The sequence below is a fragment of the Streptomyces sp. NPDC046909 genome (assembly GCF_040644695.1).
Lineage (GTDB): Bacteria > Actinomycetota > Actinomycetes > Streptomycetales > Streptomycetaceae > Streptomyces.
In genome coordinates this window covers 685,466-707,780 of record NZ_JBEYXC010000004.1, presented here as the reverse complement: position 1 = coordinate 707,780, position 22,315 = coordinate 685,466, and the positions used below count along the sequence as shown (strand labels likewise).

Genomic DNA, 22,315 nt, shown 5'->3' with positions numbered 1-22,315 from the left:
CCCGACAACACCCCTCCTAACGTGGGAAGTTGAGGACCGTCACGGGCTGCCGCAGGGCCGTTCGGGTGCAGACACAGCCGTACCCCCGATCGGGCTGATCGGGGGTACGGCTGGGGGTGTTGCGTGGCCGAAACTCGACCTGTTCAGTTGCTCCGCGGGGAGGCCGCGGTCAGATCTGGAGCGTCCGCGGCTTGAACGAGGGCCGCTTGGCCTCGTACGCAGCGATGTCGGCCTCGTTCTGGAGGGTGATGGAGATGTCGTCCAGCCCGTTCAGCAGCCGCCAGCGGGAGTTCTCGTCCAGCTCGAAGCTCGCGGTGACGCCCTCGGCGCGCACCTCGCGGGCCTCCAGGTCGACCGTGATCTCGGCCTCGGGGTCGTTCTCGGAGAGCTCCTGGAGCGATTCCACGATCTTCTGGTCCAGAACGACCGTGAGCAGGCCGTTCTTGAGCGAGTTGCCGCGGAAGATGTCGGCGAACCGGGAGGAGATGACGGCCTTGAAGCCGTAGTTCTGCAGCGCCCACACAGCGTGCTCACGGGAGGAGCCGGTGCCGAAGTCGGGGCCGGCGACCAGGACCGTGGCGCCCTTGCGCTCGGGCTGGTTGAGGATGAATTTCTCGTCCTTGCGCCAGGCCTCGAACAGACCGTCCTCGAACCCGTCCCTGGTCACCTTCTTGAGCCAGTGAGCAGGGATGATCTGGTCGGTGTCGACGTTGGAGCGGCGCAGCGGAACGGCCCGGCCGGTGTGCTTGGTGAATGCTTCCATGACTCTCAGACTCCAGCGGGCACAGGGGCGTCGGACAGGTCGGCGGGCGAGGCCAGGTGGCCCAGCACGGCGGTCGCGGCGGCGACCTGCGGCGAGACCAGGTGCGTACGGCCGCCCTTGCCCTGCCTGCCCTCGAAGTTGCGGTTGGAGGTGGACGCGGAGCGCTCACCCGGGGCCAGCTGGTCCGGGTTCATGCCCAGACACATCGAGCAGCCCGCGTGCCGCCATTCGGCGCCGGCCTCCTTGAAGACGACGTCCAGGCCCTCGGAGACGGCCTGGAGACCGACCCGCGCGGAGCCGGGGACGACCAGCATCCGTACGCCGTCGGCGACTTTGCGGCCCTTGACGAGCTCGGCGGCCGCGCGCAGGTCCTCGATACGGCCGTTGGTGCAGGAACCTACGAAGACGGTGTCCACCTTGATGGAGCGCAGCGGCTGCCCGGCCTCCAACCCCATGTATTCCAGGGCCTTTTCGGCGGCGAGGCGCTCCGATGCGTCTTCGTACGAAGCGGGATCGGGGACGTTCGCCGAAAGGGGCGCGCCCTGACCGGGGTTGGTGCCCCAGGTGACGAACGGCGACAGCGAGGCGGCGTCGATGACGACCTCGGCGTCGAACTCGGCGTCCTCGTCCGTCTTCAGCGTCTTCCAGTACGCGACGGCGGCGTCCCAGTCCTCGCCCTTGGGGGCGTGCACCCGGCCTTCGAGGTAGTCGAAGGTGGTCTGGTCGGGGGCGATCATGCCCGCGCGGGCGCCGGCCTCGATCGACATGTTGCAGATCGTCATCCGGGCCTCCATCGAGAGCTTCTCGATGGCGGAGCCGCGGTACTCCAGGACGTAGCCCTGGCCGCCGCCGGTGCCGATCTTGGCGATGATCGCCAGGATCAGGTCCTTGGCGGTGACGCCCTCGGGCAGTTCGCCGTCGACCGTGATGGCCATGGTCTTGGGGCGGACCAGCGGCAGCGTCTGGGTGGCCAGCACATGCTCCACCTGGGAGGTGCCGATGCCGAACGCCAGACCGCCGAAGGCGCCGTGGGTGGAGGTGTGGGAGTCGCCGCAGACGACCGTCATACCCGGCTGGGTCAGACCCAGCTGCGGGCCCACGACGTGCACGACGCCCTGCTCGACGTCGCCCAGCGGGTGCAGCCGCACCCCGAACTCGGCGGCGTTCTTGCGCAGCGTCTCCAGCTGGACCCGGGAGACCGGGTCCGCGATCGGCTTGTCGATGTCGAGGGTCGGGGTGTTGTGGTCCTCGGTGGCGATGGTCAGGTCGAGCCTGCGCACCTGGCGACCGCTCTTGCGCAGCCCGTCGAAGGCCTGCGGGCTGGTCACCTCGTGCAGCAGGTGCAGATCGATGAAGAGGAGGTCGGGCTCGCCCTCGGCGCGCCGGACGACATGGTCGTCCCAGACCTTCTCCGCGAGTGTCCTACCCATCGCTTTCCCTCCGGCCGGCAAGTGGTGCGCCGGCCCAACTAGAGATCTTCAGGAAGCAGCGCCCGTGCCCCTGGTTTCCCGGGCAGCCGCCGCCGGGCCCGTTTGGTCCGCGGGCCGCTGTGTATCCAAGGGTTGCGCGTCTCACGAAAAAAGGAACTTGCGTTTCACAGAGTGAGACGTGAGTATCGTTGCATGGACAACAGTAGCGGCGTCGGCGTTCTGGACAAGGCAGCCCTTGTCCTGAGCGCTTTGGAGTCCGGTCCGGCCACCCTCGCGGGCTTGGTCGCGGCGACCGGACTGGCACGACCCACGGCCCACCGGTTGGCCGTGGCTTTGGAACACCACCGTATGGTGGCGCGCGACATGCAGGGTCGATTTATCCTCGGGCCTCGCTTGGCCGAGCTGGCCGCGGCCGCGGGAGAGGACCGTCTCCTGGCCACCGCGGGCCCGGTGCTCACGCATCTGCGGGACATCACGGGCGAGAGCGCGCAGCTCTACCGCCGCCAGGGCGACATGCGTATCTGCGTCGCCGCGGCGGAGCGGCTGTCCGGACTTCGGGACACCGTCCCGGTCGGCTCGACGCTCACGATGAAGGCCGGCTCCTCGGCCCAGATCCTGATGGCCTGGGAGGAGCCCGAGCGCCTGCACCGCGGCCTCCAGGGCGCCCGCTTCACGGCCACCGCCCTGTCCGGCGTACGCCGCCGGGGCTGGGCCCAGTCCATCGGCGAGCGGGAGCCGGGCGTCGCGTCCGTCTCCGCGCCCGTACGCGGCCCCTCCAACCGCGTGGTGGCCGCCGTCTCGGTCTCCGGTCCCATCGAGCGTCTGACGCGCCACCCGGGCCGTATGCACGCCCAGGCGGTCATCGACGCCGCCGCGCGCCTCTCCGAGGCCCTGCGCCGCTCCGGCTGACTCCTCGCGGACACGACGCCGAGGGGGCCTGCCTCAACGCCGCGGCAGGCCCCCTCGTCCCCCGATCCCCCCGTCACCTGGCTTCTTCGGCCGGCTCCGCCTCGGCCTTCGAGCGGTACGCGTACCGCTCCTTCGCGTAGCGTCCGCGCCGCTCCAGCGGTATCTGGCCGTGCGCCGCCGCGAGCCCGAAGGCCGGCATGTCCCCGTAGATCGCCTCGTAGGACCCTTCCGGCACCACATAGGCCTCGTGCCAGATCCCCACATGCCCGCGCATCCTGCCCTCCCGCTCCTTGCGGTTGAGGAGCGCCCACACCGGGTGGTGGAGCATGTCGGGCGCGTGCGCGAAGGCGTACAGCTTCTCCTTGGACTCCCAATACTGGACGATGTAGTACGTCCTCGGTGAGGCCGTCAGCATCACCTTGCCCAGCAGCCCCCGGCCAGGGTCCTTCTCCAGCTGCCGCAGCATGCGGAACATCGAACCCATCACCAGCCCCCACTGGTGCACCGCCCAGAAGTGGTTGATGCGCATCCCGATGAGCAGGACCACCACGTCCCCCTCGGCATCGGCGGTCGTACGTCCCAGCACCGGCTTCGTGAACACGGCTCCCCCAAGGATCCCTCATCGGATAGCGGCACTATCCTTCTCGGTGATGCTTGGATAGTGGCACTCTCCAAGGAAGGGCGCAAGGCATGCGGCTGGCCGAACTGAGCGAGCGCAGTGGGGTGTCCCCCGCGACGATCAAGTACTACCTGCGGGAAGGGCTGTTGGCGTCCGGCCGGCAGATCAACGCGACCACGGCCGAGTACGACGAGGAGCATCTGCGCCGGCTCAAGCTGATCCGCGCGATGATCCAGGTCGGCCGGGTCCCGGTGGCGACGGTCCGAGAGGTCCTGGGGCACGTCGACGACGACTCCCTGCCCCGCGCGATGCGTCTGGGGGCGGCGGTCTGGGCGATGCCGCAGGTGCCGGAGCCGGACGCGGACGACGAGTTCGTCCAGGGCGCGCGGGCCGCGATGGAGGAGCTGCTCAGGAAGCTGGAGTGGTCCAACGCCCTGGCCATGACGACGGTCTCGCCGTCCTTCCGCTCCCTCGTGGTGGCGACGGCCGCACTGCGCCGGCTCGGCTACGAATGGAGCCCCGACACCCTCCTGCCGTACGCCCAGCTGATGCGTCAAGTGGCTGAGCTGGACATGGAGTTCATGGAGTCGCATGTCTCGGAGGCCGAGAAGGTGGAGGTGGCGGTGCTGGGTGTGGTGCTCGTCGAGCCGATGCTGCGGGCGCTGCACCGGCTGGCGCAGGAGGAGGAGTCGACGCGGCGCTACGGCTTCGAGTGAGCAACGCGAAAGGCCCTCCACCGAGGTGGAGGGCCTTCGCCGTACGTACCCCCGACCGGATTCGAACCGGCGCTACCGCCTTGAGAGGGCGGCGTGCTAGGCCGCTACACAACGGGGGCGAGGATCTTACGAGCTTTGCAAACTGCACCGCCGCAGATCCGAGCTGGTCTACCTGGACTCGAACCAAGACTAACTGAACCAGAATCAGTCGTGCTGCCAATTACACCATAGACCAATGTGGTTTAGACCAGTTTGTACCCCCGACCGGATTCGAACCGGCGCTACCGCCTTGAGAGGGCGGCGTGCTAGGCCGCTACACAACGGGGGCCCTAGCGATCCTGCATCGAGGTCGGCGGGAGCTACCCTGACCATCCTCGCGGGAAGGATCTGTACCCCCGACCGGATTCGAACCGGCGCTACTGCCTTGAGAGGGCAGCGTGCTAGGCCGCTACACAACGGGGGCTTTGCGGAGTTGATCTCCGCCTGCAGATGAGCTCTGCGAGCTGGCCTACCTGGACTCGAACCAAGACTAACTGAACCAGAATCAGTCGTGCTGCCAATTACACCATAGGCCACTGGAACGCAAGCCCCAGAGGGGATCTTGTTCTAGTTCGCTCCGTCAGTTCCGGCCTTTCGGCCCGCTCTCCGGCGGCGCAGGAAGAACATTACCCGAAGGTGGACGGGGCTCCAAAACGGGTATCCGCGCCGAGGATCGCGGGGAGTTCGGCGAGGGAGGCGATCCGGTGCGGGCCGACGGGTGCGGCACCGGTCGCGTACACACCGTCACGGTCGATCCAGAACGAACGCAGTCCGGCCTCGGCGGCACCGCGTCCGTCGATCTCCGGATGATCACCGACGTACGCCACCTGCCCCGGGGCGAGTTCCAGCGCCTCGCAGGCCGCGTGGAAGGCGCCGGCCTCGGGTTTGGAGACGCCGAGTTCGGCGGCGCACAGGATCGCCTCGAAGCGGTCGTGCACACCGAGGGCGCGCAGCTTGCGGTCCTGGACGTGGATGCTGGAGTTGGAGAGCACCGCGTGCCGGTGGCTGGCGGCGAGGGCGTCGAGGGCGGGCAGGACGTCCGGGAAGAGCTCCCAGACGGTCTCGTAGTGCGCCACGTACCGCTGGAACCAGGCGTCGGCCTCCGCGTCGCTCAGCTCCTCCCCCAGGAACACCCGCACCCGGTCCCGGCGCTGCCCCTGGAAGTCGACCTCTCCGGCCGAGAACCGCGCCCACTGGACGTCGGTGATCTCCCGCCAGCGCACGATGGCCTGCTCGACGCTCTCGTACCCGTCCAACAGCCCCTCGGCCGCCAGGTGCAGACGCATGCCGGCGCGGTCGGCGCCGGTGTAGTCGAAGAGGGTGTCGTCCACGTCCCAGACCACGGCACGGATGCTCATGATCCGACCGTAACCCGGGAGTTGCCGCGCTGTCCGGGGTACGGCAAAGGGGCGGCACCCGGTGATCCGGTGCCGCCCCTCACGCGTGCGTGCGTTACGCCGCCAGCTTCGCCAGGGCCGCGTCGATCCTCGCCAGGGTCGTCTCCTTGCCCAGGATCTCCAGGGACTCGAAGAGGGGGAGGCCCACGGTGCGGCCGGTGACGGCGACGCGGACGGGGGCCTGGGCCTTGCCGAGCTTGAGGCCGTGGGCCTCGCCGGCGGCCAGGACGGCCTCCTTGAGGGACTCCGCGGAGGTCCAGTCCGCGGACTCCAGCTTCTCGCGGGCCGTCGTCAGGAGGGCGTCGCTGCCCTCCTTCATGGCCTTGGTCCAGCTGGCCTCGTCGAAGACCGGCTCCGGGAGGAACAGGAAGTCGACGTTGTCGGTGATCTCCGAGAGGACCTTGAGGCGGGTCTGGGCGTGCGGGGCGACCGCCTGCCACTTGGCCTCGTCGAAGTCCTCCGGGGCCCAGGGGGCGAACGGGGCCTTCAGCCACGGGGCGCAGCGCTCCGTGAAGTCCTTCACGTCGAGGAGGCGGATGTGGTCGCCGTTGATCGACTCGCACTTCTTGAGGTCGAAGCGGGCCGGGTTGGGCTGGACGTCCGCGATGTCGAAGGCCGCGACCATCTCGTCGATGGTGAAGATGTCCTTGTCGGCCGAGAGTGACCAGCCCAGGAGGGAGAGGTAGTTGAGCAGGCCCTCCGGGAGGAAGCCGCGCTCGCGGTAGAGGTTGAGCGACGACTCCGGGTCACGCTTCGAGAGCTTCTTGTTGCCCTCGCCCATGACGTACGGCAGGTGGCCGAACTGCGGGATGCCCTTGGCGACGCCGAGCTCGATCAGCGCCTTGTACAGGGCGATCTGGCGGGGGGTGGAGGAGAGCAGGTCCTCGCCGCGCAGGACGTGGGTGATCTCCATCAGGGCGTCGTCGACCGGGTTGACGAGGGTGTAGAGCGGGGCGCCGTTCGCGCGGACGATGCCGTAGTCCGGGACGTTCTCCGGGGTGAAGGTCAGCTCGCCGCGGACCAGGTCCGTGAAGGTGATCGTCTCGTCGGGCATGCGGAAGCGGACGATGGGCTCACGGCCCTGCGCCGTGTACTCCTCGACCTGGGCGTCCGTGAGGTCGCGGCAGTGGCCGTCGTACCCGGAGGGCCTGCCGGCGGCGCGGGCGGCCTCGCGGCGGGTGTCCAGCTCCTCCTGGGAGCAGTAGCAGCGGTAGGCGTGGCCGGCGTCGAGGAGCTTGGCCGCGACGTCCTTGTAGAGGTCCATGCGCTGCGACTGGCGGTACGGCGCGTGCGGGCCGCCGATCTCGGGGCCCTCGTCCCAGTCGAAGCCCAGCCAGCGCATCGAGTCGAGCAGCTGGTCGTAGGACTCCTCGGAGTCGCGGGCCGCGTCGGTGTCCTCGATGCGGAAGACGAGCGTGCCCTGGTGGTGCCGGGCGAACGCCCAGTTGAACAGGGCGGTGCGGACCAGGCCCACGTGGGGGTTACCGGTGGGCGACGGGCAGAACCGTACTCGGACGGCGGGGACGGGTGCGCTAGCCACGCTTGACAACCTTGTTGGTGAGAGTGCCGATGCCTTCGATGGTGACGGCGACCTCGTCGCCGACGGTGAGCGGCCCGACGCCTGCCGGGGTGCCCGTGAGGATGACGTCGCCGGGGAGCAGCGTCATGGCCTCGGAGATGTTGACGATCAGATCCTCGATCGGGTGGATCATCTCGCTGGTGCGGCCGAGCTGGCGCTGTTGGCCGTTGACCGTGAGCTGGATGGTGAGGTCGCTCGGGTCGAGGTCGGTCTCCACCCAGGGGCCGAGCGGGCAGGAGGTGTCGAAGCCCTTGGCCCGGGCCCACTGCTTCTCGCGCTTCTGGACGTCACGGGCGGTGATGTCGTTGGCGCAGGTGTAGCCGAGGATGACGTCCTTGACCCGGTCGCGCGGGACCTCGCGGCACATGCGGCCGATGACGACGGCCAGCTCGGCCTCGTGGTGGAGGTCCTCGGAGAAGGACGGGTACTGGATCTCGTCGCCCGGGCCGATCACCGAGGTGGACGGCTTGAAGAAGGCGAAGGGGGCGTCGGGGACCTCGTTGCCGAGTTCGCGCGCGTGCTCCGCGTAGTTGCGGCCGTAGGCCACGACCTTGTTGGGGAGCACCGGCGGCAGCAGCCGGACCTTGCTCAGCGGGACCTTCGTACCGGAGAGCTCGAAGTCCGCGAACGGGATGCCCTTGATGATGTCGAGGACGAGCTCGTCAGGCTTGTCGCCCTCGACCGCGCCGAAGGCGACGTTCCCGTCGATGGAGAATCTGGCGATGCGCACGGGATCCTGGCGCCCCTCACTGAGCCGGCTGGAGTCTGACGCTCCAGGCTAACGCGGGGAGGGGCCGGCACCTCGCGCATTAAGGCGGGTGCCCGGCGGGCGTGCGGTCGTGATCTACTCGGCGGCGGCGGTGACCGGGACGTCCATCAGGACGGTGCGGCGCGGGTTGGCGGTCTGGGCCGGGAGGTCGACGGAGTGCTCCGGGAGCTCCTGGGGCCGCAGGTCGTCGGCGTCCTCCAGGTGCGCCAGCGTCGTGCGCCGCGGGTTGGCTATGTTGCGGAACATCATCGTCGTCTTCACGGTTGTACTGGGCCCTGTCGTGAGTGAGTTGGCAGTTTGTTACGTCTTGTAAAGCGCCAGGCTAAACATGCGATTCCCCTCCGAAGACGTGAAGACCCCATGATCCGCATGTGAGTTTGCTCACGAACCTCTGCACAAAGCGGTCAATTCAGGCCCGCAACTCACCCCAACGAAACGGACATTGGCCCCCTGAAGCCATCATTCCGCTCCTGATCATGGCGACTGGGACACCCCCCACACCCCAACGTTCCGTGGGGATAAGTCCGTTATGGATGAGATCACTTTCTACGTCACGTAACGCAGCCCTCACGTGGTGTCACGTAGGTCACGGGTAAACCCATGGCCCTTGTTGGAGATCCGGCACTGTGCTGGAATCTCACGGACCGCCGCAGGAACATGCCGGCGCACAGGGGGCGCACCGCGCGCCGGGTGGCGGCGAGTAAGGGGGAGCCAGCGCCGGTCACTCACGACCATCGGGGGGCGTAATTCAGGGCGCCCCCTAGTACGCCGACACCGTGTCCTTCCGTTCACGCGGAGGGGCGCCTGGTCCAGAGGTTGCGACGCTAGTGCAGGGACGTTTCAAGAGGGATGGCAGCGCTTCGGCGGAGCCGGAGCCGCACGGCGGGACTGGCCCCATGAAAGGCAGCTCCGCGCCCCAGCACGCCCAGAACCCGGGCCCGGCAGCCCCGTCCGGCGACACGGGCGAACGCTCCGGGCGCCCGGGCACGGCGTCCGCAGGGCCCGCGAACCCGGCCGCCCCGGCGGTCAAGCCGCCGAAGGGCCCGACGGGCCCCGGCTCACGAATAGCGCTGCGCAACTGGCGTATCTCCACGCGCCTGGTGTCGCTGCTCGCGCTGCCCGTGGTCGCGGCCACCTCGCTGGGCGCGCTGCGCATCAGCGACAACGTGGACGACATCCAGCAGCTCGAGAACATGAAGCTGCTGACGGAGATGACCAAGCAGGCCACGGCCCTGGCGGAAGCGCTCCAGAACGAGCGCGACCAGTCGGCCGGCCCGCTGGCGCACAACTCCAGCGCGAGCAAGTACACGATCAAGGGTCTGACGGACAAGACCGACCGCGCGCGTGAGGACTTCGTCGACGCGTCGGAGGAGATCGACACCGAGGGCGACGGCCTCCAGGGCATCCGCGAGAACGTGGTGCTCCTGGTCACCAACCTGCGGTCGATCGAGAAGATCCGCAACGACGCCTACGAGAGCAAGGGCAACTCCACCCAGACGGTGGAGGCCTACCACCGGCTGATCACGCAGCTCCTCGACCTCTCGCAGGACATGGCGCAGGCGACCAGCAACCCCGACATGATCCAGCGGACGCGTTCCCTGGCGGCCTTCTCCGCCGCCAAGGAGTACGCATCCGTGCAGCGCGCCGTGCTCGCCGCGGCCCTGCCCGCGAACAAGACCTCGTTCGGCGACCTCTCCACCAACGACCGGCTGTACGCGCAGTCGGCGTTGAACAGTGAGGAGGCCGAGCTCAAGAGCTTCCAGTCGATCTACGGCAAGACGAGCGCGATCGAGCTGCTCCAGCCCATCGGCGACAACAACGCGACCATCCTGGCCGCCGACACCTACGCCAGCCGCGCCCTGAACTCCGCGGACGGTCTCCAGAACCTGGACAAGCGGTCGTACCAGGACTGGGTGGACGACAGCTCCACCAAGATCAACCAGATGGGCAAGATCGAGCAGACGCTGCTCGACCAGATGGAGCAGAAGGCCCGCGAGCTGCGCAACGAGTCGGAGCAGGAGGCCATCCTCTCCGGTGCGCTGATCCTGCTCGTGCTCGGTATCTCGCTCGTCGGCGCGTTCGTCGTGGCCCGCTCCATGATCCGCTCGCTGCGCCGCCTGGAGGAGACCGCCACCAAGGTCGCCTCCGACCGGCTGCCCGAGCTGGTCAAGCAGCTCTCCGAGTCCGACCCGCAGGACGTCGACACGTCCGTGGAGTCGGTCGGTGTGCACTCGCGCGACGAGATCGGCAAGGTGGCCGCGGCCTTCGACGACGTGCACCGCGAGGCGGTCCGCCTCGCCGCCGAGCAGGCCCTGCTGCGGGGCAACGTCAACGCGATGTTCACCAACCTCTCGCGCCGCTCCCAGGGTCTTATCCAGCGCCAGCTCTCGCTCATCTCCGAGCTGGAGTCGCGTGAGGCCGACCCGGACCAGCTGTCCTCGCTGTTCAAGCTCGACCACCTCGCGACCCGTATGCGCCGGAACGGTGAAAACCTTCTGGTCCTCGCCGGTGAAGAGCCCGGCCGCCGCTGGACCCGCCCGGTCCCGCTGGTCGACGTGCTCCGCGCCGCCGCCTCCGAGGTGGAGCAGTACGAGCGCATCGAACTGGCCGCCGTGCCGACCACCGAAGTCGCCGGCCGAGTCGTCAACGACCTCGTGCACCTCCTCGCCGAGCTGCTCGAGAACGCGACTTCGTTCTCCTCGCCGCAGACCAAGGTCAAGGTCACCGGTCACGCGCTGCCCGACGGCCGGGTGCTGATCGAGATCCACGACACCGGCATCGGCCTCTCCCCCGAGGACCTCGCCGCGATCAACGAGCGGCTCGCCTCGCCGCCCACCGTGGACGTCTCGGTCTCCCGCCGCATGGGTCTGTTCGTGGTCGGCCGGCTGTCCCAGCGTCACGGCATCCGCATCCAGCTCCGCCCGTCCGACTCCGGTGGTACGACCGCGCTGGTCATGCTGCCCGTCGATGTCGCCCAGGGCGGCAAGAAGCCGCAGCCGAAGCCCGGTCAGGGTGCCGGTGGCGGTGCCCCGTCCGCCGCGCAGGCGGCCGCCGGTGTGGCCGCGGCCCGTCGGGGCGGCCAGGGCGGCGGTCCGCTCGGGGCCGGCGCTCCCGCCGGTGGCGGCGGTGCCCTCGGCTCCGGTCCGCAGCCGGGTGGTCTGCTCGGTGCCGGTCAGGGCCCGCGGGCCGCGCTGCCGGGTGCCGGGAACAGCGGCCGTCCGGGTGGGCCCGGTGGTCCGCGTGGACCGCAGTCCCCGTCGGCTCCTCCGCAGGGCCGGCCTTCGCCGGCCGGTGCGGGTGCCGGGTTCGGTCAGGCACCGGGCGCACCGCAGGGCCTTCAGGCCGCGGGCACGTCCGCGCCGCAGGACGCCTTCGGCGGCCGCGGTCCCGTACCGCAGCAGCAGTCCGGCGCTCCGGGCCCGCAGGGCAACTCCGGCAATGAGCAGGGTGGTCGCCGTGGGCGTCTGCTCTCCGGCCGCGGTGGTCCGCGCGCCGAGCTGCCCGGCGGCAACCCGCAGCAGCCCCGCACCCCGAGCTGGAGCGACGAGAACGCGCAGCCGCAGGTCTCGCGCGCCTCGCTCGACACCCCGCGCGGTCACGACGAGGACCCCTCGCAGACGTCCCGCATGCCGCGGATCGACGACCGGCAGGGCCCGGGCGCGACCACGGAGATGCCGGCGATCCCGCGACCGACGGACATCCCGCGCCCCGGCGACATCCCGCGGCCGACCGACATCCCGCGCACCGACGGCCGTCAAGGCCCCGGCGCCACCTCCGAGTTCCCGCGCCCGGACTTCGACGCGCCCCAGAACACGGGCCAGTTCGCCCGTCCCGGCACCTCGCAGGACACGGGTCAGTTCGCCCGCCCGGGCACCTCGCAGGACTCCGGGCAGTACGCCCAGCAGCAGAACGGCACGGGTTCCTTCGTCCGCCCGGACGTCTTCGGCACCCCGGGCCAGAACAGCCCGTCCACCACAGGGCAGTTCGCGGTTCCGCAGGCGTACGACAGCGGCTCCACGGGCCAGTTCCCGGCGCCGGGCCACGACAGCGGCTCCACCGGCCAGCACTCCCTGCCGGGCCGTCAGGCCCCGCAGCACACCGGCCAGTTCGAGCGGCCGCAGCCGAACGGCGGCCGCGGTCCGGCCGACTTCGGCGGCCAGCGTCCCCCGGTCCCGCCGCGTGCGCAGCGGCCCGTCCGTCAGGAGCCCGAGGCACTGCCGCCGGCGCCGGGCGGAGGCGACGGCCGGACGCCGCTGTACGACACCCTGGAGACCAACTGGTTCCACGGTCAGCAGGAACAGCAGGGCCAGGGCCAGCAGGGCAACGGCCAGGCTCAGGCGCCGCAGCAGCCCCAGGCTCCCGCGGTTCCCCCGCTCCCCTCGTCCGCTCCCCAGCGGACCGGGGCCAACGCTTCCTGGCGCAGCTCGCCGAACGACGACCTCGTCCGGCAGGCCGAGCGCGTCCGGCAGCCGGCCGCGGGCGGTGTCACCACCTCCGGCCTGCCGCGCCGGGTGCCCAGGGCGAACCTCGTCCCGGGCACGGCTCAGCAGCAACAGCACCAATCCGGTCCGGCGGTCTCCCGTGCGCCTGATGACGTACGCGGCCGGCTGACCAATCTCCGTCGGGGTATCGCACAAGGTCGTCAGGCCGGCAACGGCCAGACGGGCAGCTTCCCGAGCCCCACTCACCAGCAGGAGCGTTAGTTGAGCCCGATGAGCCAGGCGGCACAGAACCTCAACTGGTTGATCACCAACTTCGTGGACAACACCCCCGGGGTGTCCCACACCGTCGTCGTGTCCGCCGACGGCCTTCTGCTGGCGATGTCCGAAGGATTTCCGCGGGACCGTGCCGACCAGCTGGCGGCCGTCGCGTCGGGTCTCACCTCGCTGACGGCCGGGGCTTCCCGGATCTTCGAGGGCGGCAACGTGGCACAGACGGTCGTGGAGATGGAGCGAGGATTTCTCTTCCTCATGTCCGTGTCGGACGGCTCGTCCCTGGCCGTCCTCGCGCACCCGGAGTGCGACATCGGCCTCGTCGGCTACGAGATGGCGCTGCTCGTCGACCGCGCGGGTGCGGTGCTCACGCCCGATCTCCGCGCCGAACTACAAGGCAGTCTGCTTCACTGACCGCCCCGGATCCACCCGCCTCACCAAATCACCGTCCGGCCGCCACAATCCCCCCACCGGCCACATTCAGACGGCACGACTGAGACCGACTTGCTGTCCCGCCCGGAGGATTCATGACCCCGCCCACCGCCTCTCATGATCCGTACGCGGAGCCGTACGAGGATGAAGGCGACCAGCCACTGGTACGTCCGTACGCGATGACCGGTGGCCGGACCCGGCCGCGCTACCAGCTCGCCATAGAGGCCCTGATCAGCACGACGGCCGACCCGGCGGCGCTGATGGGGCTGCTCCCCGAGCACCAGCGCATCTGCCACCTGTGCCGCGAGGTCAAGTCGGTGGCGGAGGTCTCGGCGCTCCTGGCCATGCCGCTCGGTGTGGCCCGCATTCTCGTCGCGGACCTCGCCGAGGCGGGTCTCGTCGCCATCCACCAGCCGGGCGGCGACGAGAGCACCGGCGCTCCGGACGTGACACTGCTCGAAAGGGTGCTCAGTGGACTTCGCAAGCTCTGACGGAGGCCGGGCGACCACCTCCGCGAAGATCGTGGTGGCCGGCGGCTTCGGCGTCGGCAAGACCACGTTCGTGGGCGCCGTCTCCGAGATCAACCCGCTGCGCACCGAGGCCGTCATGACCTCCGCCTCGGCGGGCATCGACGACCTGACGCACACCGGGGGCAAGACGACCACGACGGTCGCCATGGACTTCGGCCGTATCACCCTGGACCAGGACCTGATCCTGTACCTCTTCGGTACGCCGGGCCAGGACCGCTTCTGGTTCATGTGGGACGACCTGGTACGCGGCGCCATCGGCGCGATCGTGCTGGTGGACACCCGCCGCCTCGCCGACTGCTTCCCCGCGGTCGACTACTTCGAGAACAGCGGCCTCCCCTTCGTCGTCGCCCTCAACGGCTTCGAGGGGCACCAGCCGTACGCCCCCGAGGAAGTGCGCGAGGCGCTCCAGATCGGTCCGGACACCCCGATCATCACGACGGACGCCCGGCATCGCTCGGATGCGAAGAGTGCCCTGATCACGCTGGTCGAGCATGCCCTCATGGCACGGCTGCGCTAGCACTCAAATCGTCCGTGCCGTACGGAAGTTGTCGTAGACGCCCCCGGAGCCGGCTGTGTCCTTTGACACGGTCGGCCCCGGTGTTCATAACGTTTCGGCAGAGGAATCGGGTGGTACGGCCACGCGTCGTTGCCAACCGGTCTCACTGCGCGCACAAAAGCCCCGTCTTTTGACGGGGCTCGCTCTTTATGACCGTTTTATCTAGGGCTTACATCACTCGGAAACCTCGCCCTCCCATGTTTGGAAGAGCGCAGGGCGCCGTGCTGGAATGCCTGAACTGCCCAATAGTCAAAGACGTACTCATCATCGATGGCGTACTGGGCTCTGAGAGACTGCGGCACAACGTTGGTGCCGACCCCGCCGAGAGGTTGTTGGTCGAGTGAGGCGAAGCAAGAACGGTCCCGAGCCGTCGGCCCGGGGCAACTTCACCCCGCCGCCGCGCGGAGCGGCGCCCGCCCCTGTGCCCGGTCCGGAACCGACGGCCGCGCCCGCTCCGAGCGGCGGCCGTCTCTCCCCGCGCAACTGGCGCGTGCCGACGCGGCTGAACGCGATCCTGCTCATACCCGTGCTGGTCGGCCTCGTCATGGGCGGCTTCCAGGTGAAGAGCTCGATCGACACCTGGCAGCAGGCCGAGGACGCGGAGAAGACCGCACGTCTGGTCCGGGCCGCCCTGAGCTACGGCGACGCCCTCTACAACGAGCGTGACGTCACCGCCGCACCGCTCCTCGAGGGCAAGGGTGAGGACGACAAGACGGTCGTCGCCGCCCGCAAGACCACCGACAGCGCCGCCGACGCCTTCGACGAGGCCGCGCAGAACATGCCGCAGACGGCGGGCCTCCAGCGCCGCCTCCAGCTGTTCCGCAAGGTGGAGCCCAAGCTCGACACCATCCGCACGGTCGCCTACACCTCCAAGCTCACCGGCGTACAGACCGAAGAGGGCTACGTCGAGGTCGCGCACCCCCTGATGGAGTTCGCCAACGAGCTCGGTCTGGGCACCGGAAACATCACCAGCTACGGCCGTACCGTCTACGCCATCGCGCTGACCAAGGCCTCGCTGTCCCTCGAGCGCTCCATCGGCATGCACCTGCTGATCAACCCGGGCCCCGAGGACACGGACCTGGCCTCCCAGCGCACCGCGCTCACCTCGTACGCCTACCTCGAGGGCATCGCCATCGAGGAGTACATCGGCGGTGGCACCGAGGCCGACCAGGCCAAGCTGGAGACCCTGCAGAAGCAGGCGCTCGCGGACGGCAAGGCGATGGCCCAGGACGCCGCGAAGCAGAACCCGAAGTACGTGCCGGCGCCGACGACCGACACGGCCGAGTTCGTCAAGTACGTGGTGGGCGGCGTCACCTCCACGGATCCGGCCGGGCGCCAGGCGCTCGCCGCCAAGGGCGTCACGGCCACCAACTGGTGGGCGTTCAACACCCTCAAGTACAAGACCTACCGGACCATCGAGTCCGACATGACCGACACCGCGGTGAACGAGGCGTCGACCATCGCCGACAACGCCAAGCGTGACGCGCTGATCACCGGTGCCGCCGTCGTGGTCGCCCTGCTCGCCGCGTTCATCCTGGCCGGCATGGTGGCCCGCCAGATGTCCCGCTCGATGCGCCAGCTGCGCAACGCCGCCTTCGGCATCGCCGAGCAGCGCCTGCCGATGCTGGTCGACCAGCTCTCCCGCACCGACCCCGGCCGGGTCGACACCCGGGTCGCGCCGATCCCGATCAACACGACCGACGAGATCGGCGAGGTCGCCCGCGCCTTCGACCAGGTCCACCGCGAGGCCGTCCGGCTCGCCGCCGAGCAGGCCCTGCTGCGGGGCAACATCAACGCGATCTTCACCAACCTCTCGCGCCGCAACCAGTCGCTGATCGAGGGCCAGCTGACCCTCATCACCGACCTGGAGAACAACGAGGCCGACCCGGACCAGCTGGAAAACCTCTTCCGCCTGGACCACCTCGCGACCCGTATGCGCCGCAACGGCGAGAACCTCCTGGTCCTCGCCGGCGAGGAGCCCGGCCGCCGCTGGGACCAGCCGGTCCCGCTGGTCGACGTCCTGCGCGCCGCCTCCTCCGAGGTGGAGCAGTACGAGCGCATCGAGCTCTCCGGCGTCCCGGAGGCCGAGATCCACGGCCGTGCCGTGACCGACCTCGTACACCTGCTCGCCGAGCTGCTGGAGAACGCCACCACGTTCTCCTCCCCGCAGACCAAGGTCCGTGTCACCGCGACCCGTCTCCCCGACGGCCGCGTGATGATCGAGATCCACGACAAGGGCATCGGCCTCACCGCCGAGGACTTCGCGGACATCAACCACAAGCTGGCCAACCCGCCGACCGTGGACGCCGCGATCTCGCAGCGCATGGGCCTGTTCGTGGTCGGCCGGCTGTCCGACCGGCACGGCATCCGCGTCCAGCTCCGCCCCTCCGGCGAGCAGGCCGGTACGACCTCGCTGGTCATGCTGCCCGACGCGATCACCCACGGTGGCGGTGGCGAGCAGCAGGCGCCGTCGCACGACGAGTTCACCGTCTCGCAGATCATCCCGGAGCAGAACTTCCAGGGTGAGGACTTCAACAACGGTCTGCCGATGCGTACGGCCGCCGAGCTCGGCTTCGACGACAGCCGCTACTCCGAGGTCCCGGACGACATCCGCGAGCTGGACCCCGTAGGCCGCTCCCTCATGCGTGAGGAGCGCCGCGCGGCCCTGGAGGCGCAGACCGGCCAGCCGTCCCTGGAGGGCTCCTCGGCCGCTTCCTACGGCGCCGAGTTCGACGCCCGTCAGGCGGCCTACGAGAGCGGCCAGAGCGGCTTCCAGCAGCCTCAGGGCTACGAGGAGCAGCAGCAGTCGGCGTACGCCGAGCCGCAGCGCGCCGCGTACGAGGAGCCCCAGCAGGCGTCGTACGACGAGCAGTACTTCGCGCCGAACGGCTCGGTCCCGCAGAACGACACCTTCTCGCCGAACGGCGGCTACCCCGAGCCCGCGTATGCGGAGCCGGTCCAGGAGGAGCCCGCGGGCGCCCACAGCTCCGCCCCGGAGTCCTTCCCGGCCTTCGAGGAGCGGCGTTACCAGGACGACTGGCCGCAGCAGGAGAGCTACCAGAACGGCTACGCCGACCAGTACGCTCCCGAAGCGGAATCCGTGCAGGCCGCTGACGTGAGTGAGCGCGACCGCGTAGGCTTCGAGCGTCCTGGGCCGGGCCCGTCCGCCGTCCACGACCTGACCGACGCCGGGCTTCCGCGCCGTGGATCCGCCGGATCCACCCTGGGCGGAGCCAACGGCTCGGGCGGCGCGAACGGTTCGGGCGGCAGCCTGTTCGAGTCGCGGCACACCAGCTCGCAGTCGGCGCCCTCCGCAGCGGAGAGCAACGGCAATGGCAGCGGCGACTGGCGCTCGGCCAACGACGAGCGCTGGCAGCAGGCCTCGGCGCTCAAGAAGCCCAAGGCGGGCGGGGTCACCTCCTCCGGTCTGCCGCGGCGGGTTCCCAAGGCCAACCTGGTCGAGGGCGCCGCCGAAACCACCCCCCAGGGGGGCCCACAGGTCTCCCGCGCTCCCGAGGACGTCCGGGGCAGGTTGAGCAACCTGCGCCGCGGTGTCCAGCGGGGTCGCAGCGCAGGCAGTGAAACGAACGGCCAGGGCTTCGGTCCTGACAGCACCTACAACCAGGAGCGTTAGTGTGAGCCCGATGAGCCAGGCGGCACAGAACCTGAACTGGTTGATCACCAATTTCGTGGACAACACCCCCGGGGTGTCTCACACGGTGGTGGTCTCCGCCGACGGACTCCTTCTGGCGATGTCCGAGGGTTTTCCGCGTGACCGCGCCGACCAGCTTGCGGCTGTGGCCTCCGGTCTGACCTCGCTGACCGCGGGTGCCTCGCGCATCTTCGAGGGCGGCAGCGTGAATCAGACGGTTGTGGAGATGGAGCGGGGATTCCTGTTCATCATGTCCATTTCCGACGGTTCCTCGCTGGCGGTTCTGGCGCACCCCGAGGCGGACATCGGCCTCATTGGGTATGAGATGGCCCTTCTGGTGGACCGTGCCGGCACGGTCCTGACGCCCGATCTGCGTGCGGAGCTCCAAGGGAGCCTGCTCAACTGACAGACAGACGGTGCGTTTTGGCGTCCCGGGGCCGTAAGGTTTCGGGACGCGGCTCCACAGTGATGCGGTGCCCGGCACAGTCGGAGGAGGAGAGAAAGTGGCAACACCCCCAGGCGGTTCATCGTCGGGCAATTGGTCGTACGGCCCCGGACAGGGCCAGAACGACGGTGCCCAGAACCCGAACCGTTACAACTTCCCCTCCGCACCCAGCCAGCGGCAGCCGTACGCGCCCCAGGGCCCCCAGGGTCCCGGTCCGTCGCCGTACGACCAGCCGCCGGCACCGCGTATCCAGCCTGTGCAGCCGCAGCGACGCTCCCCTGAGCCGGCGCCCGCGGGGGCGTCGAACAACCCCTTGGTGCGCCCGTACGCCATGACCGGCGGACGGACGCGCCCGCGCTACCAGCTCGCCATCGAGGCGCTGGTGCACACCACCGCGCAGCCGCACCAGATGCAGGGCCAGTTGCCCGAGCATCAGCGGATCTGCAACCTCTGCCGGGAGATCAAGTCGGTAGCCGAGGTCTCGGCGTTGCTGACCATCCCTCTCGGTGTGGCCAGGATCCTCGTCGCCGACTTGGCGGAGGCGGGCCTGGTCGCCATTCACCAGCCGGGCGGCGACGAGAACGCCGGCGGCCAGCCAGACGTGACACTGCTCGAAAGGGTGCTCAGTGGACTTCGCAAGCTCTAGCGGCGGTCCTTCCCGCTCCACCACCTCGGCGAAGATCGTGGTGGCGGGTGGCTTCGGCGTGGGCAAGACCACGTTCGTCGGGGCCGTCTCGGAGATCAACCCGCTGCGTACCGAGGCTGTGATGACGTCCGCGTCAGCGGGCATCGACGACCTCACCCACACCGGAGACAAGACGACCACGACGGTCGCCATGGACTTCGGCCGTATCACCCTGGACCAGGACCTGATCCTGTACCTCTTCGGTACGCCGGGCCAGGACCGCTTCTGGTTCATGTGGGACGACCTGGTACGCGGCGCCATCGGCGCGATCGTCCTGGTGGACACCCGCCGCCTCGCCGACTGCTTCCCGGCCGTCGACTACTTCGAGAACAGCGGCCTCCCCTTCGTCATCGCGTTGAACGGCTTCGACGGCAACCAGCCGTACAACCCGGACGAGGTCCGCGAGGCGCTCCAGATCGGCCCCGACACCCCGATCATCACGACGGACGCCCGCCACCGCGCGGACGCCAAGTCGGCCCTGATCACGCTCGTGGAGCATGCGCTGATGGCCCGCCTGCGCTAGCAACTCCGGCACGCACAACGCGTAACGGCCCCTGAGCCTCTCCAAGGAGGCGCAGGGGCCGTTGTGTTGACCGGGGGCTACCAGAGGCCGACGGGGTCGCGTTCGGCGGCCCTGAGGAGGATGCCGCGGAGGGATCCCATCCCGTACTTGTCCTCGGTGCTGGAGAGTTCGGCGATCTCCAGAAGAAGGGGGCGCATGTCGACGCCCGCCTCACGGGCCTGCTCGCACATGTCGTTCAGCCAGACCATCTCGTCCCGGGGGTCAAAAGCTTGGTCCCTGGCCGACAGGTAGAGCAGTCTCCGCCGGAAGGCTTCGGGCGTCCGCCCTGGCGGCAGGGCTCTCGTGGCCCAGCTGAAGTCGTCGCACTGCCCCAACAGTCCCCGGACGGCCACTCGGGTCCCCTCGTCGCCCTGTTCATAGAGCGCGAGCAACTCATGCACCACCGTCTCGGCCTCTTCACGGACATTCGCTTTGTCCAGGCCGTCTTTCACCGTCCTGAAGGGCTGAAGGAGCGCTTCGATCAGCTCGACCTCGTCCGCCAACTCGCCCGGCACTCCCACCAGTTCCCCCTCCGCGCAGACAACAAAAGGCCCCGCCGCCCATGATGGACGGCCGGGGCCCTCTGTGTCGCTGTGGCGCGCTCAGTGCCAGCTGTGCGGGGCGCGGAAGCCGCCCTCGCGCTCCAGGCGGCGCCAGCCGGCCTTCGGGCGGCCTCGGTGGCTCTGCTCGGTCGTGGACGGCTGGGCGGCAGCGCGGGCCAGGAGGATGGCCGTGATGGCGGCGACTTCCTCGGGCTCGGCGTGGCCCTTCTCGACGCGGATGTCGGGAGTGTTCATGGGTGTCAGTCTCCGGGAGAGAGGTTTCCGCGGGGGTATCGCGGAGGGTCCGCTGGGTTACTGCGGGGGGTTGCCGTGCTTGCGGGAGGGCAGGTCGGCGTGCTTGGTCTGGAGCATCGAGAGAGACTTGATGAGGACCTCGCGGGTTTCCGCCGGGTCGATCACGTCGTCCACCAGGCCGCGCTCAGCCGCGTAATACGGGTGCATGAGCTCGGACTTGTACTCCTTGACCATCTTCTGCCGCATCGCCTCGGGGTCTTCCGCCTCGGCGATCTGCCTGCGGAAGATGACGTTGGCGGCACCCTCGGCGCCCATCACGGCGATCTCGTTCGTGGGCCACGCGTACGTGAGGTCCGCGCCGATGGACTGGCTGTCCATGACGATGTACGCACCTCCGTACGCCTTGCGCAGGATCAGCGAGATCCTCGGCACGGTCGCATTGCAGTAGGCGTAGAGGAGCTTCGCGCCGTGACGGATGATCCCGCCGTGCTCCTGGTCGACGCCCGGGAGGAAGCCCGGGACGTCGAGGAAGGTCACGATCGGGATGTTAAAAGCGTCACACATCTGGACGAAACGCGCAGCTTTTTCCGACGCCTCGATGTCCAGTACGCCCGCCAGCGACTGCGGCTGGTTCGCCACGATGCCGACCACCTGGCCGTCCAGCCTCGCCAGCGCGCAGATGATGTTGCGCGCCCAGCGCTCGTGGACCTCCAGGTACTCGCCGTCGTCGACGATCTCCTCGATGACCTTGGCCATGTCGTACGGACGGTTGCCGTCCGCCGGGACCAGGTCGAGCAGTACGTCGCTACGGCGGTCCGACGCGTCCGTGGACTCCACGCGCGGCGGGTTCTCCCGGTTGTTCTGCGGGAGCAGCGACAGGAGGTAGCGCACCTCCGCGATGCACGTCTCCTCGTCGTCGTACGCGAAGTGGCAGACGCCCGACGTCTCGGCGTGCACGTCCGCGCCGCCCAGGCCGTTCTGCGAAATCTCCTCGCCCGTCACGGCCTTGACCACGTCCGGACCGGTGATGAACATCTGCGAGGTCTCACGGACCATGAAGACGAAGTCCGTCAGAGCCGGACTGTAGGCCGCGCCGCCCGCGCACGGGCCGAGCATGACGCTGATCTGCGGGATGACCCCGCTCGCCTTGGTGTTGCGCTGGAAGATGCCGCCGTAGCCGGCGAGAGCGCTCACGCCCTCCTGGATACGGGCTCCCGCACCGTCGTTCAGCGACACCAGCGGAGCGCCCGCCGCGATGGCCATGTCCATGATCTTGTGGATCTTCGTGGCGTGGGCCTCACCCAGCGCACCGCCGAAGATCCGGAAGTCGTGCGCGTAGACGAAGACCGTGCGGCCCTCGACCGTGCCCCAGCCAGTGATGACACCGTCGGTGTACGGCTTCTTGGCCTCCAGGCCGAAGCCGACCGCGCGGTGCCGGCGCAGCTGCTCGACCTCCTGGAAGGAGCCCGCGTCGAGGAGCAGCTCGATGCGCTCCCGGGCGGTCAGCTTGCCCTTGGCGTGCTGCGCCTCGGTCGCCTTCTCGCTCGGTCCGGCCAGCGCCTGCGCACGGATCTCGTGCAGCTCGGCCACTCGCCCGCGTGCGTCCGTCGGCTCACCCGGTGCGTCATCCAAAACGGTCATGTAGTGACCTTACGAAGCACGGCAAGGAAAGCGGGCCGTCGACTCCGTACAGTCTCCGGCCCGTTTTCCTGGTACCCCTGAA

20 protein-coding genes and 5 tRNA genes are annotated in these 22,315 nt (G+C 69.2%); 10 read left to right on the top strand and 15 right to left on the bottom strand.

Going from position 1 to position 22,315, the window contains the following annotated elements; translation table 11 throughout:
• Positions 1-169: 169 nt before the first annotated feature.
• Positions 170-763 carry a 3-isopropylmalate dehydratase small subunit gene (gene leuD / locus ABZ928_RS16225; RefSeq protein ID WP_361518655.1) on the bottom strand — a complete coding sequence of 198 codons (594 nt, stop codon included), beginning with the start codon at positions 761-763 and terminating at the stop codon, positions 170-172.
• A 5-nt stretch (positions 764-768) separates the two neighbouring features.
• Positions 769-2,193 carry a 3-isopropylmalate dehydratase large subunit gene (leuC, locus tag ABZ928_RS16220; RefSeq protein ID WP_361518654.1) on the bottom strand — a complete coding sequence of 475 codons (1,425 nt, stop codon included), beginning with the start codon at positions 2,191-2,193 and terminating at the stop codon, positions 769-771.
• A 192-nt stretch (positions 2,194-2,385) separates the two neighbouring features.
• Here leuC and ndgR point away from each other — a divergent pair, with 192 nt between their 5' ends.
• Positions 2,386-3,102, top strand: coding sequence for an IclR family transcriptional regulator NdgR (gene ndgR / locus ABZ928_RS16215; RefSeq protein ID WP_189188940.1), 717 nt, complete (start codon positions 2,386-2,388; stop codon positions 3,100-3,102).
• Between the two features lie 73 nt (positions 3,103-3,175).
• Here the strand turns inward: ndgR and ABZ928_RS16210 are convergent, their stop codons facing one another.
• On the bottom strand, positions 3,176-3,703 hold the full coding sequence (locus tag ABZ928_RS16210; protein WP_361518652.1) for a DUF4188 domain-containing protein: 528 nt from the start codon (positions 3,701-3,703) through the stop codon (positions 3,176-3,178).
• A gap of 89 nt (positions 3,704-3,792) precedes the next feature.
• Between ABZ928_RS16210 and ABZ928_RS16205 the strand changes: the two genes are divergently transcribed.
• Positions 3,793-4,437: a MerR family transcriptional regulator gene (locus tag ABZ928_RS16205; protein ID WP_361518650.1), complete on the top strand. Its 645-nt coding sequence runs from the start codon at positions 3,793-3,795 to the stop codon at positions 4,435-4,437.
• Positions 4,438-4,483: 46 nt separating this feature from the next.
• Here the strand turns inward: ABZ928_RS16205 and ABZ928_RS16200 are convergent.
• The 9 genes from ABZ928_RS16200 to ABZ928_RS16160 all read right to left on the bottom strand — a co-directional run bounded on the left by ABZ928_RS16200 (position 4,484) and on the right by ABZ928_RS16160 (position 8,482).
• A tRNA-Glu gene (locus ABZ928_RS16200) sits at positions 4,484-4,556 on the bottom strand.
• Between the two features lie 44 nt (positions 4,557-4,600).
• Positions 4,601-4,672, bottom strand: a tRNA-Gln gene (locus ABZ928_RS16195).
• Between the two features lie 20 nt (positions 4,673-4,692).
• Positions 4,693-4,765, bottom strand: a tRNA-Glu gene (locus ABZ928_RS16190).
• Between the two features lie 62 nt (positions 4,766-4,827).
• Positions 4,828-4,900: transfer RNA gene (locus ABZ928_RS16185), tRNA-Glu, on the bottom strand.
• Positions 4,901-4,940: 40 nt separating this feature from the next.
• Positions 4,941-5,012: transfer RNA gene (locus ABZ928_RS16180), tRNA-Gln, on the bottom strand.
• A gap of 90 nt (positions 5,013-5,102) precedes the next feature.
• Positions 5,103-5,834, bottom strand: a complete 732-nt coding sequence (locus tag ABZ928_RS16175) for an HAD family hydrolase (protein WP_361518648.1) — start codon at positions 5,832-5,834, stop codon at positions 5,103-5,105.
• A gap of 94 nt (positions 5,835-5,928) precedes the next feature.
• Positions 5,929-7,413: a glutamate--tRNA ligase gene (gene gltX, locus ABZ928_RS16170; RefSeq protein ID WP_361518646.1), complete on the bottom strand. Its 1,485-nt coding sequence runs from the start codon at positions 7,411-7,413 to the stop codon at positions 5,929-5,931.
• A complete protein-coding gene (locus tag ABZ928_RS16165) occupies positions 7,406-8,182 on the bottom strand; it encodes a fumarylacetoacetate hydrolase family protein (RefSeq protein WP_361518644.1) in 777 nt (258 codons plus the stop codon). The genes gltX and ABZ928_RS16165 overlap by 8 nt, the downstream gene beginning before the upstream one ends.
• A 114-nt stretch (positions 8,183-8,296) precedes the next feature.
• The gene (locus ABZ928_RS16160; protein ID WP_361518642.1) at positions 8,297-8,482 is read right to left on the bottom strand and encodes a hypothetical protein; all 186 of its coding nucleotides are present in this window, start codon (positions 8,480-8,482) and stop codon (positions 8,297-8,299) included.
• A gap of 566 nt (positions 8,483-9,048) precedes the next feature.
• On the opposite strand from ABZ928_RS16160, the gene ABZ928_RS16155 reads away from it, so the two are divergent.
• From ABZ928_RS16155 to ABZ928_RS16120, 8 genes are all read left to right on the top strand, one after another.
• The gene (locus tag ABZ928_RS16155; protein WP_361518640.1) at positions 9,049-12,924 is read left to right on the top strand and encodes a nitrate- and nitrite sensing domain-containing protein; all 3,876 of its coding nucleotides are present in this window, start codon (positions 9,049-9,051) and stop codon (positions 12,922-12,924) included.
• A 9-nt stretch (positions 12,925-12,933) separates the two neighbouring features.
• Positions 12,934-13,347 (top strand): roadblock/LC7 domain-containing protein, encoded by a 414-nt coding sequence (locus tag ABZ928_RS16150; RefSeq protein WP_003973453.1) that lies wholly within the window; start codon positions 12,934-12,936, stop codon positions 13,345-13,347.
• Positions 13,348-13,460: 113 nt separating this feature from the next.
• Positions 13,461-13,856, top strand: coding sequence for a DUF742 domain-containing protein (locus ABZ928_RS16145; protein WP_030611532.1), 396 nt, complete (start codon positions 13,461-13,463; stop codon positions 13,854-13,856).
• On the top strand, positions 13,837-14,412 hold the full coding sequence (locus ABZ928_RS16140; protein ID WP_046258886.1) for an ATP/GTP-binding protein: 576 nt from the start codon (positions 13,837-13,839) through the stop codon (positions 14,410-14,412). The genes ABZ928_RS16145 and ABZ928_RS16140 overlap by 20 nt, the downstream gene beginning before the upstream one ends.
• 379 nt (positions 14,413-14,791) lie before the next feature.
• Complete coding sequence (locus ABZ928_RS16135; protein ID WP_361518638.1) at positions 14,792-18,085, top strand: nitrate- and nitrite sensing domain-containing protein; 3,294 nt, start codon at positions 14,792-14,794, stop codon at positions 18,083-18,085.
• A gap of 10 nt (positions 18,086-18,095) precedes the next feature.
• Positions 18,096-18,509: a roadblock/LC7 domain-containing protein gene (locus tag ABZ928_RS16130; protein WP_004983065.1), complete on the top strand. Its 414-nt coding sequence runs from the start codon at positions 18,096-18,098 to the stop codon at positions 18,507-18,509.
• Positions 18,510-18,606: 97 nt separating this feature from the next.
• Positions 18,607-19,194 carry a DUF742 domain-containing protein gene (locus tag ABZ928_RS16125; RefSeq protein WP_361518636.1) on the top strand — a complete coding sequence of 196 codons (588 nt, stop codon included), beginning with the start codon at positions 18,607-18,609 and terminating at the stop codon, positions 19,192-19,194.
• Positions 19,175-19,756, top strand: coding sequence for an ATP/GTP-binding protein (locus tag ABZ928_RS16120; RefSeq protein ID WP_026248371.1), 582 nt, complete (start codon positions 19,175-19,177; stop codon positions 19,754-19,756). The genes ABZ928_RS16125 and ABZ928_RS16120 overlap by 20 nt, the downstream gene beginning before the upstream one ends.
• Before the next feature lie 77 nt (positions 19,757-19,833).
• Here the strand turns inward: ABZ928_RS16120 and ABZ928_RS16115 are convergent, their stop codons facing one another.
• The 3 genes from ABZ928_RS16115 to ABZ928_RS16105 all read right to left on the bottom strand — a co-directional run bounded on the left by ABZ928_RS16115 (position 19,834) and on the right by ABZ928_RS16105 (position 22,233).
• Positions 19,834-20,298 carry a hypothetical protein gene (locus ABZ928_RS16115; protein ID WP_361518634.1) on the bottom strand — a complete coding sequence of 155 codons (465 nt, stop codon included), beginning with the start codon at positions 20,296-20,298 and terminating at the stop codon, positions 19,834-19,836.
• Between the two features lie 99 nt (positions 20,299-20,397).
• Entirely contained in the window at positions 20,398-20,592 is a 195-nt protein-coding gene (locus ABZ928_RS16110; protein ID WP_361518632.1) for an acyl-CoA carboxylase subunit epsilon, read from the bottom strand.
• A 57-nt stretch (positions 20,593-20,649) separates the two neighbouring features.
• Positions 20,650-22,233: an acyl-CoA carboxylase subunit beta gene (locus ABZ928_RS16105; protein WP_361518630.1), complete on the bottom strand. Its 1,584-nt coding sequence runs from the start codon at positions 22,231-22,233 to the stop codon at positions 20,650-20,652.
• Between the last annotated feature and the right edge of the window lie 82 nt (positions 22,234-22,315).

What these genes read in the sequence shown, in the direction of transcription:
- ABZ928_RS16130 (WP_004983065.1), top strand. Translation starts at nt 18,096, where the DNA reads ATGAGCCAGGCGGCACAGAACCTGAACTGGTTGATCACCAATTTCGTG.
- ABZ928_RS16110 (WP_361518632.1), bottom strand. Translation starts at nt 20,592, where the DNA reads ATGAACACTCCCGACATCCGCGTCGAGAAGGGCCACGCCGAGCCCGAG.
- leuC (WP_361518654.1), bottom strand. Translation starts at nt 2,193, where the DNA reads ATGGGTAGGACACTCGCGGAGAAGGTCTGGGACGACCATGTCGTCCGG.
- ABZ928_RS16105 (WP_361518630.1), bottom strand. Translation starts at nt 22,233, where the DNA reads ATGACCGTTTTGGATGACGCACCGGGTGAGCCGACGGACGCACGCGGG.
- ABZ928_RS16205 (WP_361518650.1), top strand. Translation starts at nt 3,793, where the DNA reads ATGCGGCTGGCCGAACTGAGCGAGCGCAGTGGGGTGTCCCCCGCGACG.
- ndgR (WP_189188940.1), top strand. Translation starts at nt 2,386, where the DNA reads ATGGACAACAGTAGCGGCGTCGGCGTTCTGGACAAGGCAGCCCTTGTC.
- ABZ928_RS16150 (WP_003973453.1), top strand. Translation starts at nt 12,934, where the DNA reads ATGAGCCAGGCGGCACAGAACCTCAACTGGTTGATCACCAACTTCGTG.
- ABZ928_RS16145 (WP_030611532.1), top strand. Translation starts at nt 13,461, where the DNA reads ATGACCCCGCCCACCGCCTCTCATGATCCGTACGCGGAGCCGTACGAG.
- leuD (WP_361518655.1), bottom strand. Translation starts at nt 763, where the DNA reads ATGGAAGCATTCACCAAGCACACCGGCCGGGCCGTTCCGCTGCGCCGC.
- ABZ928_RS16175 (WP_361518648.1), bottom strand. Translation starts at nt 5,834, where the DNA reads ATGAGCATCCGTGCCGTGGTCTGGGACGTGGACGACACCCTCTTCGAC.